General features: G+C 68.0%; 15 protein-coding genes and 2 pseudogenes. 11 read left to right on the top strand and 6 right to left on the bottom strand.

Translation table 11 applies throughout. The features are described from left to right. The first annotated feature begins 184 nt into the window (after window positions 1-184). Window positions 185-442, top strand: coding sequence for a hypothetical protein (locus tag L1066_RS02685; RefSeq protein ID WP_235734854.1), 258 nt, complete (start codon window positions 185-187; stop codon window positions 440-442). A gap of 200 nt (window positions 443-642) precedes the next feature. On the opposite strand, the pseudogene L1066_RS28345 reads toward L1066_RS02685, so the two are convergent. Then, window positions 643-2435 (bottom strand): annotated as a pseudogene (locus tag L1066_RS28345) (alpha-(1->3)-arabinofuranosyltransferase domain-containing protein); the annotation flags it as partial. A gap of 193 nt (window positions 2436-2628) precedes the next feature. Between L1066_RS28345 and L1066_RS02675 the strand changes: the two are divergent. After that, window positions 2629-3348: a class I SAM-dependent methyltransferase gene (locus tag L1066_RS02675; RefSeq protein WP_235734852.1), complete on the top strand. Its 720-nt coding sequence runs from the start codon at window positions 2629-2631 to the stop codon at window positions 3346-3348. 108 nt (window positions 3349-3456) lie between these two features. On the opposite strand, the gene L1066_RS02670 is transcribed toward L1066_RS02675, so the two are convergent. Further along, window positions 3457-4407, bottom strand: coding sequence for a condensation domain-containing protein (locus tag L1066_RS02670; protein ID WP_235734851.1), 951 nt, complete (start codon window positions 4405-4407; stop codon window positions 3457-3459). Between the two features lie 88 nt (window positions 4408-4495). Here L1066_RS02670 and L1066_RS02665 point away from each other — a divergent pair, with 88 nt between their 5' ends. Then, window positions 4496-4885, top strand: a complete 390-nt coding sequence (locus tag L1066_RS02665; RefSeq protein ID WP_235734850.1) for a polysaccharide biosynthesis protein — start codon at window positions 4496-4498, stop codon at window positions 4883-4885. After that, window positions 4825-5727 (top strand): oligosaccharide flippase family protein, encoded by a 903-nt coding sequence (locus L1066_RS02660; RefSeq protein WP_235734849.1) that lies wholly within the window; start codon window positions 4825-4827, stop codon window positions 5725-5727. The genes L1066_RS02665 and L1066_RS02660 overlap by 61 nt, the downstream gene beginning before the upstream one ends. A gap of 98 nt (window positions 5728-5825) precedes the next feature. Here L1066_RS02660 and polA read toward each other — a convergent pair whose 3' ends face one another. Continuing rightward, a complete protein-coding gene (gene polA / locus L1066_RS02655) occupies window positions 5826-8507 on the bottom strand; it encodes a DNA polymerase I (RefSeq protein ID WP_235734848.1) in 2682 nt (893 codons plus the stop codon). Window positions 8508-8562: 55 nt separating this feature from the next. Here polA and L1066_RS02650 point away from each other — a divergent pair, with 55 nt between their 5' ends. Next, window positions 8563-9006: a hotdog fold thioesterase gene (locus L1066_RS02650; protein WP_235734847.1), complete on the top strand. Its 444-nt coding sequence runs from the start codon at window positions 8563-8565 to the stop codon at window positions 9004-9006. Window positions 9007-9025: 19 nt separating this feature from the next. On the opposite strand, the gene L1066_RS02645 is transcribed toward L1066_RS02650, so the two are convergent. Beyond that, on the bottom strand, window positions 9026-9352 hold the full coding sequence (locus tag L1066_RS02645; protein ID WP_235734846.1) for a GNAT family N-acetyltransferase: 327 nt from the start codon (window positions 9350-9352) through the stop codon (window positions 9026-9028). After that, the gene (locus L1066_RS02640; protein ID WP_235734845.1) at window positions 9346-9591 is read right to left on the bottom strand and encodes a hypothetical protein; all 246 of its coding nucleotides are present in this window, start codon (window positions 9589-9591) and stop codon (window positions 9346-9348) included. The genes L1066_RS02645 and L1066_RS02640 overlap by 7 nt, the downstream gene beginning before the upstream one ends. Before the next feature lie 252 nt (window positions 9592-9843). On the opposite strand from L1066_RS02640, the gene L1066_RS02635 reads away from it, so the two are divergent. From L1066_RS02635 to L1066_RS02610, 6 genes and pseudogenes are all read left to right on the top strand, one after another. Next, a complete protein-coding gene (locus tag L1066_RS02635) occupies window positions 9844-11364 on the top strand; it encodes a branched-chain amino acid ABC transporter permease (RefSeq protein ID WP_235734844.1) in 1521 nt (506 codons plus the stop codon). 10 nt (window positions 11365-11374) lie between these two features. Continuing rightward, window positions 11375-12373, top strand: coding sequence for a branched-chain amino acid ABC transporter permease (locus L1066_RS02630; protein WP_235734843.1), 999 nt, complete (start codon window positions 11375-11377; stop codon window positions 12371-12373). Further along, a pseudogene (locus L1066_RS28340) lies at window positions 12363-12940 on the top strand (ABC transporter ATP-binding protein); the annotation flags it as partial. The gene L1066_RS02630 and the pseudogene L1066_RS28340, both read left to right, overlap by 11 nt. A gap of 3 nt (window positions 12941-12943) precedes the next feature. Continuing rightward, window positions 12944-13309 (top strand): ABC transporter ATP-binding protein C-terminal domain-containing protein, encoded by a 366-nt coding sequence (locus tag L1066_RS28335; RefSeq protein WP_376707633.1) that lies wholly within the window; start codon window positions 12944-12946, stop codon window positions 13307-13309. After that, window positions 13306-13947 (top strand): ABC transporter ATP-binding protein, encoded by a 642-nt coding sequence (locus tag L1066_RS02615; RefSeq protein WP_235734840.1) that lies wholly within the window; start codon window positions 13306-13308, stop codon window positions 13945-13947. Before L1066_RS28335 ends, L1066_RS02615 begins: the two co-directional genes overlap by 4 nt. After that, a complete protein-coding gene (locus L1066_RS02610; RefSeq protein ID WP_235734839.1) occupies window positions 13893-14108 on the top strand; it encodes an ATP-binding cassette domain-containing protein in 216 nt (71 codons plus the stop codon). The genes L1066_RS02615 and L1066_RS02610 overlap by 55 nt, the downstream gene beginning before the upstream one ends. A 133-nt stretch (window positions 14109-14241) precedes the next feature. On the opposite strand, the gene L1066_RS02605 is transcribed toward L1066_RS02610, so the two are convergent. Next, the gene (locus L1066_RS02605) at window positions 14242-15609 is read right to left on the bottom strand and encodes an ABC transporter substrate-binding protein (protein WP_235734838.1); all 1368 of its coding nucleotides are present in this window, start codon (window positions 15607-15609) and stop codon (window positions 14242-14244) included. Between the last annotated feature and the right edge of the window lie 55 nt (window positions 15610-15664).

Raw genomic sequence — 15664 nt, 5'->3', positions numbered from 1 at the left:
GCATCGCGCGCCGGCACCGAGGTCGAGACAGGCGCGGCGCGGCGGGTCAGCGCCCAGCAGCAGGTCGGTGCCCGCGACGAGCTCGCCGGGGACGTCGAGGGTGCGGTCCGCGGCCATGCCGGGCAGCTGGACCTCCGCGATCCCGACGGTGCCGAACAGTTGGCTGTCACGAACCTCGCGCACCGTGACGCGGACCCGACGGTCCCCCGACGTCGGCACCGGTGCCACCACCACTCCCGACTCGGGAACGGCGAGGAGTGTCGACGTCGAGCCGATCTTCACCTCGACCCGCGTCGGTGTGACCAGACCGGCGTCGCGGGCGAAGCGCACCACCACGACTCCCGCGGCCATCCCCTCACGTGGGGTCCGCAACTCCAACCACTGCCCGATCGGGTCGGTGAACGATCCCGAGTGCCACGCCGTAGCGGGATCTGCGTCATAGGCAGCACCCGGGGCGTGGCCGGGACGGATTGCCCCCAGCGAGTCTGGCAGGCCGGACGACGTGGAGGCGCTCACCTCGACGCCGGAGGTGCGACGCAGCACCGTCTGCGGGACGCCGGGCACGTTCGCGAAGTCATGGGAGCGACGGTCGGAACGGAACGCCTCCGTCGCGGTCAGCGTCGGACCCAACGAGTCGTGGACCCTTCCGAACTGACGCTCCCGACGGCGGTTGCCGTCACCGACCATGTCACCCCGGCCGATGTCCGTGCCGATCACGACCAGCTCGTCGGAACGCAGAAGCCGTGCCTCCCCTGCCCGGAGCAGGTCCACAGGCGCTCCGTTGAGCTGGCGCACCTCCGAAGCCGGGGTCAACGAGACCCGGGGCGCCGAGGCAGTGACCTCGAGGATCTCCACCAACGGTCGCCCGAATCCGTCGCTCCCGAACCCGGCCACCTGTCGCATTCCCGGCGATGCCTGCAGCGCCGCCTCGACACGGGTCAGGTCCGCGCTGTCCGTGTACTGCCCCGCGATGTCGCGTCGGACCACCACATGGGTGACACCCGCACGGGCCAGGAAGGCAACCAGCGCTCGGCTCCCTCGGCCCGTCGCCAGCCGCTCCTCGACGGCATCCAACCACTTGGCGGTCGGCCCCGGGACCAGCGGCACTTGACTGCGCGTCACCCACGGCGACTGCGCGACTCCTTGGAGCGGCTCGTCGATGGTCCACCCCCAGGTCTGCACCCCGAAGCCGGCACCGGGCACCACGAGCGCCCGACTGCCATCGGCGCGGGACAGCCAGGTGGCTGCCTCCTGCCACGCATCGGGGACCTGCTGCCACCCGGGAGTGCGCAGGCCCCCGGTCCACAGGGGCGCGGCCCCCACCAGGAGGACGGCGACGAGCCCCGCAGCGACGCCGCGCCGTACCCCGGTGGCGGCACCGGGACGCCGCTCGGCGACGGCAGCGGAGATCCGGACCACCGCGTGCCCGAGTCCGAGCGCGAGTGGGAGACGCACCAGGGGATCGACCTTGTGCACGTTGCGCAAGGGCGCCAGGACACCGTCGAGCAGGTCACGTACGGCGCCATCGACGAGCGAACCACCCGCCGCCGCTGCCCCGCCGACCAAGCACAACAGGCCGATCACGGCGGTGATGAGGAACGGACCACGCCAGGGCATCCGGGGATGGGCGAGGAAGACCAGGCCGAGCGCGGAGACAAGTCCCCCAGCACGACCAACGCGGGGGTGGTGGCGATCTCGTGGGGGCCGGGCCACCACGCCCGATCACCTGCGGTCGACCAGGCGACCCAGTGGTCCGTGCCGCGCACGGCGTTGGACCAGCCGGTGGTCGCCGTCGTTGCCGATGCGGTCTCGATGTAGTCCAGGAACGGCGGGCTGTAACGGCCGAGCAGGAGGAGCGGAAGCATCCACCAGGTGCAGGCCAAGAGCATCGCAACCAGCCACCAGCCGAGCAACCGCCGACCGTGGGGACGATGCCACTGGGCGAGCACGACGACCAGTCCGGCCGGCAGCACTGCCAACGTGCCGACTGCGTTGATTCCCCCCATGCACAGCACGGCCACCCCGGAGAGGAGGGCGCCAGTCCTGGGTGACCAACGGCCACTGTTCACCAGCACCAACGGCAGCACGGCCCACGGCAACATCGCCACCGGACCGACCTCGCCGGTCAGCACGCCAGCCGATCCGACCATCCGTGGGGAGAGCGAGTAGGCAAGACCAGCGACGATCGCCGCACTGCCCGTCAGGCCCATCGCCTTGGCCAGTTGGCGACATCCTTCGTAGGCCAGCACCAGGAGCAGGCCGGACCACAGGCGCTGCGCGATCCAGTCAGGTGCACCCAGCGCATCCATGGCCAGGAACCACGGTCCCTGCGGGAAGAGATAGCCGTAGGCCTGGTTCTGCAGTTCGCCGAAGGACGCCTGGGGGTTCCACAGGTGCAGGCTCCGGGACAGGAACGCCCCTGGATCGGCACTCAGGTCGAACTTCGTGTCGAAGGTGGTCCGTCCCGGCTGCTGCGCCAGGGATCCGAGCAGGAGCAGGGGCCAGATCAGTCGGCCGAAGACCTCCGTCTTGCTCGCGCTGATGAGATCCCTCCCTGGAGCTCGATCCCACTACTGTGGAGTAGGGTGCCGCGGAAGTCTAACCACATGCACCCGTCGAGAGGGCCACGTGAACGCCGTACCTGACGCCCCCCGTTTCGAGGAGATCTGGCCACGAGCCAGCGGAGTCCCCGGGTGGTTGAAGCACGGTCAGGCAAGTCTGCTGTGGGACGAGGCCGTGCGTCTGCCGGCGGCCGCCACGGTCGTGGAGATCGGAAGCCACCAGGGCCGTTCGACCGTCGTCCTCGGCAATGCCCTGAAGCCCACCGGCGGCACCCTCGTCGCCATCGACCCCTTCGTGGAGGGACGACTCTTCGGCGGCACTCCCACCCGGAGCAAGTTCGAGAAGAATGTCTCCGAGGCCGGCCTCGACGAGGTCGTCGAACTCGTCGCCGACTACAGCACTGCCTTGCGACCGGGTTGGACGCGGGAGTTCGACATGCTCTACATCGACGGGAAGCACGACTACTGGACGGTGCGCGACGACCTGTTGTGGCGCACGCACCTCACGGCGGGCGGCGCCGTGGTCATCCATGACTGCTTCTCCTCGATCGGCGTGACGCTGGCGATCCTGCGTCACGTGCTCTTCGCGGACGATCTCGCCTACGAACGCCGCAGTGACTCGCAGGCGCTGTTCCGCAAGCGCCGTCCCACGGCGCGTGACCGCTGGCGCATCGTCGCGGAGCTGCCCTGGTGGATCCGCAACGTCGGGCTCAAGGTGCTGCTGCGCCTGCGTCTGCGTCCGGTGGCCCGGATGCTGGGGCACGACTCTCCCTACGACCCCTACTGAGTCGGGGTCGTCGGCTCGACCAGCTCGCTGCCCAGCGCGCCCGCGAAGGCGGTCGCCTGGCCCGCGTCGAACCAACCTCGCCGCATCCGCACCGTCACGGTGCTCCGCTCACCCACGGTGACGGCCCCGATCGCCACTCCGGCGGGCCCTGACGGCGCCGGCCACAGTTGCGCACCGACGAGTCCGTCGCCGGAGAGCCGGCCGATGTTGGAGACCAGGGCCGTGGCACCCAGGCGGGAGCTCAGCAGCTTCGTCACCAGTGGGCCGACTCCCCGGCCGTCGTCTGGGGAAGGCCGGCTCCGGCACCAACGCCCGCAACCGCGCCGCCACCTCATCGTCACGTCCGTCGGGAACGACGATCCGCCCGTAGGCGGTCGCCCGGTCGGGCGAGGGCCGCGGGGCACCAGGGCGCGTGGAGAGCGCGAGGCTGATGACGGTACGTCGACGCGTCCGTCCGCGCCATGCCGTGCCGGCCCGCGTCACCGCAGCAACCAATCTGGTCGTGCCCCCGGACAGCTGAGGCAGCACCAGGACCTCCACCCAGTCGCCGTGGTGTTGCGACACCCGCCTCGTCGGGCCGAGCCGGGCCGGCGGCCGGAAGACCGCCTCCGCGACACGCTCCAACGAGCGTCGCCAGAAGCCCCGGGGTTCCGAGGCAGCGGCAATGCCGCGGGCAGACGACGTGAGCTCGACCCCCGTGAGCGCGCCGACCAGGCCCACCATGCCCAGGCCGTCGACGGCTCCGTGGTGGACCGCCACGAGCAGCTGGTGGCCGTCGCTCGACAGCGCGATCCGCACCAACGGGTCACAGTCCCCGTAGGGCGTGTCCAGGAGCCTCGCGCGACAGGCCGTCCAGTCATCGGGCCGGGCCCGCTCCACTTGCGGCAGCGGGCCCAGGTGCGACCACAGTGGCCACAGGTGCGCAGCCCGTTCCGCAACCGCTGCGCAGGTGAGCGGCTCCTGGAGTTCCACCCCGAGCGCGATGCTCCACGTGACTGTCGGGTCGCCGTACAGGCCGACCACGTTGCGTGCCTGACGCACCGCAGGATGCACCGACATCGAACCTCCCTCGCTCGTTACCTGAGGGTAATCGGCGCCCGGCCTCGGCTACCGCGGGACACGTGGGCATGTGCAAGACTCCACCATCGTGCCGCCCGCCATCCGCCTGCCCCGTGTCCTCTCCGGTGCCGGTGGCATCGCGGTCGCAGTGCTGGTGATGAACGTCGGCACCTATGCCTTCACGATGCTGGCGGCCCGCCTGCTCGGCCCCGGGGAGTACGGCGCCTTCGCGGCGCTGATGGCGCTCATCTTGGTGATCGGCGTGCTCCAGCTCGGCGTGCAGACGGCCGCCGCCCGCCGCATTGCCGCGGAGCCCGACCAAGTCGACGCGGTGGCCGGCGCCGTGCTGCGGGTGAGCTGGCGCGTCGGCCTCGTCGTTGCAGCCTCGATGCTGCTGCTCTCCCCGTCGTCGACGCGGTGCTCAAGCTCGACAGCATCCTGTCCGCCGCGCTCGTCGCGGCAGTCGTGCTGCCGATGACCGTGATGGGAGCGCAGGCAGGGATCCTCCAGGGCGAACGACGGTGGGCGCCCCTGGCCCTGCTGTTCCTCGCCAACGGCATCCCACGACTCCTCCTGGGCACGGCACTGCTCCTCTGGCAGCCCGACACGGTGACGGCGATGGTGAGCGTGGCGATCGGGCAGTGGGCTCCGGTCATCGTCGGCACGATCGCCTTGCGCACGGTGCGGCACGTGGCACCCGAGCGCCGCGCAGCGAGGGAGGTGCTCCGCGAAGCACTCGCCAACTCCCAGGCGCTGCTGGCCTTCTTCGCACTCACCAATGTCGACGTCGTGGTGGCCCGCAACCTGTTGGCGGAGCACGACGCCGGTCTCTACGCCGGTGGCCTGATCCTCACCAAGGCCGTGCTGTTCCTGCCCCAGTTCATCGTGGTGCTGGCCTTCCCGGCCATGAGCACCCCGCGGGAACGTCGGGCCGCGCTGCTGCGCTCCATGAGCGCTGCTGCCGCACTCGGGGCACTCGCCACGGTCGGCGCGTGGCTCCTCTCCGGACTCGCCCTGGTCTTCGTGGGCGGCCAGGAGTACGCGGAGATCGAGGGCCGCCTGTGGCTCTTCGGCCTGCTCGGCACCGCACTGGCCCTCCTGCAGGTGCTCATCTACTCCGTCGTGGCCCGGCAAGGGCGGCGATCGATCCTCGTGGTCTGGGCAGCGCTGGTCGCCCTCATCGCCGGCGGCACCACCGCCGGCTCCGTCAGCGGCCTGCTCGCCGTCGTGATCACCGTCGACGTGCTGCTCGTCGCCGTCCTCCTCACCATCAGCCTCCTCCGCCTCCGCGTCCCCGCTCCCGAGCCGGATCGTCCCTAACAGATTTGTAGTTTCCTGCTCGGGAACTACAAATCTGTTAGGGACGATCCCCTCTCAAAGCGGACAAACCTGGAGGGGTGGGGCAGACGGGCGGAGGGTCAGTGGGCGGCCTCGTGCCAGCTGCGTCCGGTGCCGACCGAGACGTCGAGGGGGACGGTGAGGGCGGCGGCGTTGCCCATCTCGCGTCGCGCCAGGGTCTCGAGGGCATCTGCCTCACCGGGCGCCACCTCGAACACGAGCTCGTCGTGCACCTGGAGCAACAAGCGCGAAGCGAGGCCCTCATCTGCGATGGCGCGCTCGACGTTGAGCATCGCCACCTTGATCAGGTCGGCGGCGGACCCCTGGATCGGGGCGTTGAGGGCCATCCGCTCGGCCATCTCACGCCGCTGACGGTTGTCGCTGGTGAGATCGGGCAGATAGCGACGTCGGCCGAGGATGGTCTCGGTGAAGCCGGTGCGCCGGGCCTCGTCGACGACACCGTCGAGGTAGTCGCGGATGCCGCCGAAGGTCTCGAAGTACTCGTCCATCAGCACCCGGGCCTCGGCCGGCTCGATCTTGAGCTGCTGGGAGAGCCCGAAGGCAGACAACCCGTAGGCGAGGCCGTAGTTCATCGCCTTGATCCGGGCCCGCATCTCGGTGTCGACCTCGCTCGCCTCGACCCCGAAGACCTTGGCAGCGGTGATGGAGTGGAAGTCCTTGCCCGAACGGAACGCCTCGATCAGGCCCTCGTCCTCGGAGAGGTGCGCCATGATGCGCATCTCGATCTGGCTGTAGTCGGCCGTCATCAACGACTCATAACCGGGCCCGACCACGAAACCCTCCCGGATACGGCGACCCTCCTCGGTGCGCACGGGGATGTTCTGCAGGTTGGGCTCGGTGCTGGAGAGCCGTCCCGTGGCAGCGATCGTCTGGTTGAACGTCGTGTGGATGCGACCGTCGTCAGCGACCGTCTTGAGCAGGCCCTCGACGGTCTGGCGAAGCCGAGAGACGTCACGGTGGCGCAACAGGTGGAGCAGGAACGGATGCTCCGTCTTGACGAAGAGGGACTGCAACGCGTCGGCATCGGTGGTCCAGCCGGTCTTGGTCTTCTTGGTCTTCGGCATCCCCAGCTCGTCGAAGAGGACCACCTGCAGTTGCTTCGGCGAGCCGAGGTTGATCTCCTTGCCGATGACTGCGAACGCCTGCTCCGCGGCCTCGCGCACCTCGGCGGCGAAGTGGGCCTCGAGCGCCCGGAACTGCTCGAGGTCGACCCCGATGCCGGTCTGCTCCATACGTGCCAGCACGCCGACGAGCGGCAGCTCGACCGACGCCAGGAGGCCGGTACTGCCGTGCTCCTCGATCGCCTCCGCGAGCGCGTCGGCCAGGTCGACCGTGGCGCGGGCCCGCAGCATGGCCGTCTCGGCGACACTGTCCTCCTCGTCGAAGAGCAAGCCCTGGTCGCCGGTGTCGTCGCCCTTCAACTCCCTGCGCAGGTAGCGCACCGTGAGATCGGCGAGGTCATAGCTGCGCTGGTCAGGTCGCACGAGGTAGGCCCCGAGCGCGGTGTCGCTACGCAGACCGCGCAGCGTCCAACCCTGCGCTGCCAGCGCCAGGATCGGGCCTTTGGCATCGTGGAGCACCTTCGGCCTGGACTCGTCGGCGAGCCAGTCGGCCAGCGCCTTGTCGTCGGCCGGGTCGAGGTCGGTCGTGTCGACGTACGCCGCCCGGTCGGAGGCGGTCGCCAGCGCCAGCCCGTCGACGCGACCTGAGCCGCTGCCCCAGCTGCCGCGCACGTGCAGACCAACGGGTTCTGCGGGGAGTTCGGCCAGCCAACCAGCGACTTCCCCGGTGGCCAGCCGGGTGCCCGCGAGCTCGAACCCGTCTGCGTCGACGTCCTCCTCCGACTCCAGGGTCTCGAAGAGGCGGTCGCGCAGGACCCGGAACTCCAAGCCGTCGAAGAGCGTGTGCACCTGCTGACGGTCCCACGGCTGCAGCGCCATCTCCGTGGGCTGCATGGGCAGGTCGAGGTCGCGCACCAACGCATTGAGTTGGCGGTTGCGGATCACGTCGGAGAGGTGAGCACGAAGGCTCTCGCCGGCTTTGCCCTTGATCTCGTCGGCGCGGTTGATCACGTTTTCGAGGCCGTCGTAGGTGTTGATCCACTTGGCGGCAGTCTTCGGGCCGACGCCGGGAATGCCGGGAAGGTTGTCGGAGTCCTCGCCCACGAGCGCCGCGATCTCCGGATAGCGGTGGGGAGGGACGCCGTACTTCTCCACGACCGCCGCAGGAGTCATCCGGGCCAGGTCGGAGACACCGCGCATCGGATAGAGCACGGTGGAGGTGTCGGAGACCAGCTGCAACGAATCGCGGTCCCCGGTGAGGATGAGCACCTCGAAGTCGTCGGCGAGGGCCTGCGTGGTGAGGGTGGCGATGATGTCGTCGGCCTCGAAACCCTCGCGGGTCATCCACGGGATGCGCAGGGCGTCGAGCACTTCCTGGATGAGCGGCAGCTGACTGCGGAACTCATCAGGGGTCTTGTTGCGTTTGGCCTTGTATTCCGCGTAGGCCTCCAGGCGAAAGGTCTGCCGGGAGAGGTCGAAGGCGACCGCGACGTGGGTCGGCTGCTCGTCACGCAGCACGTTGATCAGCATCGAGGTGAAGCCGTAGACCGCGTTGGTGGTCTGGCCGGTGGTGGTGGAGAAGTTCTCCACCGGCAGCGCGAAGAAGGCTCGATAGGCCAACGAGTGGCCGTCGAGGAGAAGAAGGCGCGGGCGGGTTGCGGGCTCGGCACTCGAAGTCACAGCCACGACTCTATCCAGTGCCGGCGACGCGACCGGGGTGGGCCAGAATGGCTCCATGAGCGACACCACAGCCAGCGACGCGATCGAGATCGAAGCTCTCCTCGCACAGATGCCTGAGGGCATGGGACGACTGAACGAGAAGATGGGCGTCGAACTCGTCGAGGTGACCCGGGAACGGATCGTCGCCACCATGCCGGTGGAGGGAAACACCCAGCCCTATGGCCTGCTCCATGGCGGCGCCTCGGTCGTGCTTGCGGAGACTCTCGGCTCCATCGGGTCGGCGATCCACGCCCACCCCGATCGGATCGCCCTCGGGGTCGACATCAATGCCACCCACCACCGGGCAGCATCGTCCGGCACCGTGACCGGAGTGGCCACTCCCCTGCACCTGGGCCGCTCGATGGCGTCCTTCGACGTCGTGATCAGCGACGAACGCGGTCGTCGCGTGTGTACGTCGCGCATCACCTGCACGCTCGTGCCCGCGGAACGGCTCGGCTGACGGGCGGACCGCGCAGGGATCAACCAGCGTCGGTCCGACGCCGTTGGCTGCGCCGCTGCGCCAGCAACGACGACAGTGAACTCTTCGCGGCCGCCGTGGACCGAGGTCGTTGCGCGGCCAGCTTGGCGCGCACGACCTGGGTGGGCGCCGTACGCAGGACGGCGGACGGAGAGAGGGCCAGCCGTGCCATGAATCGGTGCGCCGGGCGACTGTTGTTGGCCGTGGCGGTGCGGAGGTGGGTGATCCCGAGCGCCTCTGCCTGGGTCACACCTGCCTCCATCAGCGCATGTCCGATGCCGTGACGCTGGAAGTCGCTCACGACCGCCGGCAACAGCACGCTCAGCATCTGTTCCGGATCGAGCGGGGAGAGCGCCGCGACCTCGAGATAGACCGCCCCGGCGAAGAGCCCCCGTAGGTGGCCACGACGATCCGGTCGCTCGTCCCCTCGTCGTTCCGCTTGATGATCAGGCGCATGTCATCGACCGGTGACATCGAGCGCGGCAGGTAGTCCGCCCAGAGAGTCGCGAGGTCGGCGGCGTCGTCGACGACAGCATCACGCAATTCGATGACGCCAGTGCGCTTCATCGCACCCATACGGACTCCCCTGCAGTTCCCCCAGCGGCCAACGACCAGAGCGTACGCCCCGGTCGGCCCAGGGCTCAACTGACACAGATTGGCTACAAGAAGGTGACGACTGACCGTTTCGACTAGTGACTTGCGTCACTGTGTGGTTGTATCCCGACACCGTCCGGGGCCGGCAGCGGTCGTGGTCGGCCCACGGAAGCCAATCCGACAGGAGCCAATGTGCATCGGCGAGTAGCACGAACTCTGAGCCTGTTGTTGAGCCTGATCGCCCTCCTGTCCATGGTCGGAGGAGGAACGTCCGCGCATGCCGCAGAGGAGGCACTGACGGGCTCCGTGACCGACACCAACGGCGCCGCGGTGGCAGAGGTCCCGGTCGTCGTGACCTCTGTGGACGGCGAGTTCACCGCAGAAGCGGTGACCGACACGCAAGGCATCTTCACGGTGCAGACCCCCGGGCCCGGCGACTATGTCGCCACCGTCGACCCCGACAACGTCCCTCCGGGGGTCAAGGTGCCTGACGCTGCCGCCGAGGGCGTCCGCATCACCCTCCCCAGCGACGACATCATGGCGATCCGGCTCAGGCTGGTGGAGTCGGTGCGCGGCACCCTCCTCGACCAGGAAGGTGATGACAAGGCACCCGTCGAGGGCGTCTCCATCGTGGTCGAGGCCACCGACGGCTCCTTCACCGAGACCGCAGTCTCCGACGCAGAGGGCAAGTGGGCGGTCTTCCTTCCCGGCCGGGGCGAATACCGGGTGTACGTCGACGAGGAGTCACTGCCCGACGGCGTCTTCGTCCGGAGCGGCTACAAGTCGGACTTCACCGTCACGATCGACAACGGCAACCAACGCACTTTGCTCTTCCCGATGGGTGAGGACAACCGACAGGTGCTGTCCACCGCCGACAAGGCGATGCAGCTCACGGTGGAAGGCATCCGGTTCGGCCTCCTGCTGGCCCTGGCCTCGCTCGGCCTCAGTCTCATCTTCGGCACGACCGGCCTCGTCAACTTCGCCCATGGCGAGATGATCGCTCTCGGCGCCATCGTCGCCTGGGCCCTCAACACCAACGGCGTCCCCTTCATCGCAGCCGCGCTCATCGCCGTGCTGGTGAGCGCCCTGGCAGGCGGTGCTCAGGAGATCGGACTTTGGAGACCGTTGCGCAGACGCAAGACCGGTCTCATCGCGATGATGATCATCACGATCGGCATGTCGATCTTCGCCCGCTTCACCTTCCAGTTCCTGATCGGTGGCGACAACAAGACCTACTCCGACTACGTCGTCCAGGACGGCTTCAGCATCGGGCCGATCTCCCTCGCTCCGCGCGACGTGTGGAGCATGGCGATCGCCCTCATCATCCTCGTGGGGGCGGGCCTGTTCGTCCTCCACAGCCGCACCGGAAAGGCCATGCGTGCGGTCTCCGACAACCCGTCCTTGGCCGCGGCGTCGGGCATCGACGTCAACAGGGTGATCCTCTTCGTCTGGGTCCTGGGAGGTGCTCTCGCAGGTCTCGCCGGCGTACTCCTGGGCCTCTCCCAGCAGGTCAAGTTCGAGATGGGCTTCGACCTCCTGCTGCTGATCTTCGCCGGGGTGATCCTGGGTGGCCTGGGCACCGCGTTCGGCGCGCTTGCCGGCAGCCTGGTGGTCGGACTCTTCGTGACCGTCTCGACGCTGTGGATCCCACCCGAGTTGAAGAACGTGGCGGCATTGGCCGTGCTGATCCTGATCCTGTTGTTCCGGCCCCAGGGCATCTTGGGCCGCGCCGAGCGAGTGGGCTGAGGAGGTAGTCATGGACTGGGGATCAATCGGATCGCAGACCGTCTCGGCCCTGATCGGCTGGGAAGTCGTCGCCTACTGCTTGGCAGCCATGGGCCTCAACATCCACTTCGGCTACACGGGCCTCCTCAACTTCGGGCAGGCCGGCTTCATGGCCGTGGGTGCCTATGGCGTTGCCATGGGCATCTCCACCTTCGACATGAACCTGTGGATGGCGCTGCTCTTCGCAATCGCGTGGACCGTCGTGCTCGCCCTGCTGCTCGGCATCCCGACGTTGCGACTACGGGCCGACTACTTGGCCATCGTGACGATCGCCGCAGGCGAGATCCTGCGCCTGTTCTTCAGATCGGCGTCGCTGAGCGAGTGGACCGGTGGGTCAGACGGCTTGCAGGGGTCTCCTGTCTTCTCCACACAGTTCAAGAACCTCAACCCCTACACGGGCGGCCTGAACTTCGGGCCACTGCACCTGGGAGCGCACACCCTGTGGGTGGTCACGGTGGGTTGGACATTGGTCTTCCTCGGCATCCTCCTCACGTGGGCGCTCATGCGCAGCCCGTGGGGCCGGGTGATCAAGGGGATCCGTGAGGACGAGGACGCCGTCCGCAGCCTGGGCAAGGACGTCTTCTCCTACAAGATGCAGAGCCTCATCCTCGGCGGCCTCTTCGGCGCCGCGGCCGGCATGGTGATCGCACTGGCCAACTCGTCGGCCAACCCCGACAACTTCGCCCCGCAGTACACCTTCTTCGCCTACACGGTGCTCTTGCTCGGTGGCGCGGCCCGGGTCTTCGGTCCGCTCGTGGGCGCGATCATCTTCTGGGGATCGCTCGTCTTCCTCGACGGTGTCCTCAAGGGCGCCGTCGTGGCCGGACACATCCCGGATTCGGTGATGAGCAGCAACCAGGTCGGCCAGGTCCGCTTCATGCTCGTCGGCCTCGTCCTGATGTTGCTCATGATCTATCGACCGCAAGGAATCTTCGGCGACAAGAAGGAGCTGCAGCTCGATGCCCGCTGAGCAGGAGACCATGTCCACCACGAGCCCGTCGGAGACCAGCGGCGCCGCGTCCCTCAGCACGGCCCCGCAGACCGCGGGCGGTGCCAAACCCGACCCGATCCTCGTCGCCGACGACGTCGTACGCACGTTCGGCGGTCTCACCGCCGTCGATGTCCAGCACGTCGAGATCCAGCGCAACACGATCACCGCGCTGATCGGCCCCAACGGCGCCGGCAAGACCACCTTCTTCAACCTGCTCACCGGTTTCGACAAGGCCGACAGCGGGTCCTGGCAGTTCGACGGCCAGGACATCTCCAGGTTGGCCCCCACAAGGTGGCACGCAAGGGGATGGTCCGCACCTTCCAGCTGACCAAGTCACTGTCACGACTCACCGTGCTCGAGAACCTTCGCTTGGGCGCCAGCGACCAGAGGGGCGAACATCTCTGGGCCTCGATCTTCCCCTTCCTGTGGGAGAAGCAGGAGGAGGAGAACACTGCCCGTGCCGACGAGCTCCTCGAACACTTCAACCTGGTCAGGGTCCGCGACGACTTCGCGGGGAGCCTGTCGGGCGGTCAACGCAAGCTGTTGGAGATGGCCCGGGCCCTCATGGTCGGCCCGAAGATGGTGATGCTCGACGAGCCGATGGCCGGGGTGAACCCAAGGCTGCGCCAGAGCCTCAACGAGCACATCCGTGGTCTGCGAGATGCCGGGATGACGGTGCTCTTCGTGGAACACGACATGGACGTCGTCCGCGACGTGTCCGACTGGGTGATCGTGATGGCCCAGGGCCAGGTGGTGGCCGAGGGCCCACCCGAGGACGTGATGGCCCAGCAGGAGGTCATCGACGCCTATCTCGGGGCACACCACGACGCGCCACTCGACCTGGACGAGGAAGAGGCCCGCGCCGAGGCCGCAGCCGCGGAGTTGGCCGCCGAGGCAGAGCAGGAGAAGTCATGAGCAAGAAGAAGGGCACCAACGCCTACGGTTCCGGCGACTCGACGTCCATCAGCCGTGACGAGCACCTGGCCGCGTCTGCAGATGCCCTTCTGAGGGTCGACGACCTGACGGCCGGTTACATCCCCGAGGTCGACATCCTCAACCATTGCGACTTCCACGTGAACGAGGGCGAGCTCGTCGGCATCATCGGTCCCAACGGCGCCGGAAAGTCGACGCTGCTCAAGGCGATGTTCGGCTTGGTCCAGGTCCGCGAGGGCGACATCGTCCTGCGTGGCGAGTCACTGCGCGGCAAGAAGGCCAACCAGCTCGTCGACATGGGCGTCGGCTTCGTCCCGCAGACGGAGAACGTCTTCCCCACGCTCACGGTGGAGGAGAACCTCCAGATGGGTCTCTTCCTGCGTCCCCGGAAGTGGGCGGAGAGGTGGGACTACGTCACCGGACTCTTTCCCCGGCTCGCCGACCGCCGCAAGCAGCGCGCCGGCTCACTCTCAGGCGGGGAGCGGCAGATGGTCGCCATGGCGAGAGCCCTGATGATGGAACCGTCCGTCCTGCTGCTCGACGAGCCCTCGGCGGGCCTCTCCCCGTGCTGCAGGACGAGGTGTTCATCCTCACCAAGCGGATCAACCGCACCGGTGTGAGCGTGGTGATGGTCGAGCAGAACGCGCGGCGCTGCCTGCAGATCTGCGACCGCGGTTACGTGCTTGACCAGGGCCGTAACGCCCACACCGGCCCCGGCCGGGAGCTCATGAACGATCCGCACGTGATCGCGCTCTACCTGGGCACCTTGGCACGCGCCTGACGAGACGCCCAACAGCCCGCCGCACACACATCGTGCGGCGGGCTGTTGCATGCCGCGGATCGAGCGCACGGCAGACGGGGTCGGCACGCCTGCTGCGTGCCGACCCCGTCGTGGTGTCGTGATCCAGGGGCGCTCAGCCGACGTCTTCGGCCGAGATCTCGCCCTGGCTCGCCTTCAGGAACTCGTAGGTGCCGTCCGGCTTGAACTGGTAGATGCCGATGAACGCGGAGCCCGGGTCACCGTTGTCGAGGAAGTCGATCGGACCGCTGTAGCCGTCGTAGTCGATGTCCTCGCCGCCCTCGAGCAGCTCCTTGCACTCCGCGAACGTGGTGCACTTGGTGCCGTCACGGGAGACGCCGACCAGCTCCTTGGCGATGTCGGGGCCCGCGTCGGAGTCAGCCGCGATGGCAGCCAGCGCCATCAGGACGACGCCGTCGTAGGACTCGGCAGCGTAGCTCCAGTCGATCAACTTGTTGTCGACCGTGGCCAGCTTCTTCTTGAGCTCATCGGTGGCTGCGACACCCGGCAGGGAGCCCTTGACGTTGGGACCCATCGTGCCCGCGTCGAAGTCCTCGGAGAAGTCCGTCAGGTTGCCGTCGACCAAGTAGATCTTCTTCTCGGAGGGGCCGACTCCCTGCTTGACCAACTCCGGGATGATCTTCTTCGTCTCGTCGAAACCGATCAACACGATCGCCTCGGGATCGGCTGCGCGGATCTCGGAGACCTCGGTCGCGTAGTTGGCGGCCTTGGGGTCGTAGATGATCTTCTCGACGATCTCGGCGTTGGCCGCCAGCACGTTCTTCTCGACCTGGTCAGCGAGACCGGTGCCGTAGGCGTCCTGAAGAGCCAGGATGCCAACGGTCGCGTTGCCGTCTTCGACCACCGTGTCAGCGAGCACTCGACCCTGGAGCACGTCCGGCGGTGCAGTGCGGAAGTAGAGGCCGCCATCGCAGTAGGTGCTGAACTGGTCGGAGGTGTTGGCCGGGGACATCTGGACCATGCCCGCGTCGGTGATCTTGTCGATCACCAGCAGCGACACACTGGACGACGCCGCACCGAGGACGACGTCGGCGTCCTTGGCGATCAAGCTGTCGACCGACTGGGCCGCGATCGGGTTCTGGGCGTCGCCGGAGTCCGAGTGCACCACCTTCGCGTCCTTGCCGAGTACGCCGCCCGCCTCGTTGATCTCCTTGATCGCCAGGTTGACGGCTGCGAACTCGGGCGGGCCGAGGTAGGCCAGGGACCCGGTCTGAGGTAGCAGGGTACCGACGGTGAACACCCCGTCGCCCTTCACGTCAGCGACGTTCTTGCCCGAGCAGTCATCGGCCGCCGCAGACCCTTCGTCGGTCCCTTCGGAGGTGTCCTCCGTGGTCTGAGACTGGTCGTCAGACGACGTGTTGTCGTCGTCACCATCATCCGAGTCTGAGCCACAGGCGGCCAGGGCGAGGGAACTCGCCAGGGCCAGCGTGGCGACTCGAGCAAGCATGCTGCTGCGCTTCATGAAGCCTCCGTTGATCAGCGAAGTCTCCGACGTGGAGCCGTCGAATTGACCTGAA

Origin of the sequence: Nocardioides alcanivorans, assembly GCF_021555175.1 — a bacterium.
GTDB classification, from domain to species: Bacteria; Actinomycetota; Actinomycetes; order Propionibacteriales; family Nocardioidaceae; genus Nocardioides; species Nocardioides alcanivorans.
This window is presented reverse-complemented; position numbering and strand designations above follow the sequence as displayed.

What these genes read in the sequence shown, in the direction of transcription:
- L1066_RS02670 (WP_235734851.1), bottom strand. Translation starts at nt 4,407, where the DNA reads ATGTCGGTGCATCCTGCGGTGCGTCAGGCACGCAACGTGGTCGGCCTG.
- L1066_RS02650 (WP_235734847.1), top strand. Translation starts at nt 8,563, where the DNA reads ATGAGCGACACCACAGCCAGCGACGCGATCGAGATCGAAGCTCTCCTC.
- L1066_RS02645 (WP_235734846.1), bottom strand. Translation starts at nt 9,352, where the DNA reads ATGCTGAGCGTGCTGTTGCCGGCGGTCGTGAGCGACTTCCAGCGTCAC.
- L1066_RS02640 (WP_235734845.1), bottom strand. Translation starts at nt 9,591, where the DNA reads ATGAAGCGCACTGGCGTCATCGAATTGCGTGATGCTGTCGTCGACGAC.
- L1066_RS02630 (WP_235734843.1), top strand. Translation starts at nt 11,375, where the DNA reads ATGGACTGGGGATCAATCGGATCGCAGACCGTCTCGGCCCTGATCGGC.
- L1066_RS28335 (WP_376707633.1), top strand. Translation starts at nt 12,944, where the DNA reads ATGGCCCGGGCCCTCATGGTCGGCCCGAAGATGGTGATGCTCGACGAG.
- L1066_RS02615 (WP_235734840.1), top strand. Translation starts at nt 13,306, where the DNA reads ATGAGCAAGAAGAAGGGCACCAACGCCTACGGTTCCGGCGACTCGACG.
- L1066_RS02605 (WP_235734838.1), bottom strand. Translation starts at nt 15,609, where the DNA reads ATGAAGCGCAGCAGCATGCTTGCTCGAGTCGCCACGCTGGCCCTGGCG.